Consider the following 1,155-nt stretch of genomic DNA (forward strand, 5'->3'; position numbering starts at 1 on the left):
CGCTCATCACCGCCCACTCCGACAAACAGGGCGCCTCGGCCACCTTCAAGAAGGGGTACGGCTTCCATCCGCTGGCTGCTTGGTGCGCCAACACCCAGGAATGCCTGGCGATGCTGCTGCGGACCGGCTCAGCCGGCTCCAACACCGTCATCGACCACGTGCGCGTCCTCACCGAGGCCATCGCTCAGATCCCCGGACGACTTCCGGGCGAGGATCTGGATCCGGATCGACGGCGCTGGCGCCACCCACGATCTGGTCGAACACATGCAAGGACTGAATACCACCCGGCGCACGGTCCGTTTCACCGTCGGCTGGAAGATCACCGACGTCGATGAGGCGGCGATCGCCAGACTCCCCGCCGACGCCTGGCAAAGCGCCGTCCGCCAAGACGGCAAAGTCCACCCGCACGCCCAAGTCGCCGAGCTGACCGGGCTGGACGAACGCGCCGCCGCCTGGGGCATCCGGTTGCTGGTCCGCCGCGTCAAGCCCTCGGCCCGCGACGCCCGCCAGCTCACCGACCTGGAGAAGACGACCGGCTGGAAATACGCCATCATCGCCACCAACCTCGGGCCGCGCGGCCTGCGCGGCGTCCCCGGCAGCCACCACGTGCGGTTCATCGACGCCGTCCATCGTGATCATGCTGAAGTCGAGGACCGGGTGCGCACGAACAAGGCGATGGGGTTGCGGAACCTGCCGTCCAAGACGTGGAACGTGAACGTCGGCTGGGTGCTCGCGGCCAATCTCGCCGCCGACCTGGATGCCTGGACCCGGCTTCTCGGCCTGCACGACGACGCCGAGCTGGCCCGCGCCGAACCCCAGACGCTCCGCTACTGCCTCTGGCATCTGCCCGCCCGGCTGATCTCCCACGCCCGACAGCGCATCCTGAAGATCAGCGTCACGTGGCCGTGGAAGAACGCCTTCCTGACCTGCTGGCAACGGCTCTGCGCGCTCCCACCGCCCTGACCAGGAGAAACACGTTCCCGCGAACCTAGGAAGGAGTGCCCCCACCCCCGCGGTCCCGTGGAGGCCGTCGCCCACCCGAGCGCCTCGGACGGTGATGCCACCCCACCGGTCGAACCAAAACGGATGATCAGGCGGAAACCTCCGCCACGCCGAACCGTTCAGCAGACGCGACCCCGGCCTGAGTCATCGAGG

At 68.4% G+C, this 1,155-nt stretch carries 1 protein-coding gene and 1 pseudogene; both read left to right on the forward strand.

Translation table 11 applies throughout. The features are described from left to right. Window positions 1-335: pseudogene (locus tag ABGA98_RS45630) on the forward strand (hypothetical protein); the annotation flags it as partial. After that, window positions 265-963, forward strand: a complete 699-nt coding sequence (locus tag ABGA98_RS45635) for a transposase (protein ID WP_347624742.1) — start codon at window positions 265-267, stop codon at window positions 961-963. The pseudogene ABGA98_RS45630 and the gene ABGA98_RS45635, both read left to right, overlap by 71 nt. The last annotated feature ends 192 nt before the right edge of the window (window positions 964-1,155 follow it).

The organism is Nonomuraea sp. B1E8 (assembly GCF_039871515.1).
Taxonomy (GTDB): domain Bacteria; phylum Actinomycetota; class Actinomycetes; order Streptosporangiales; family Streptosporangiaceae; genus Nonomuraea.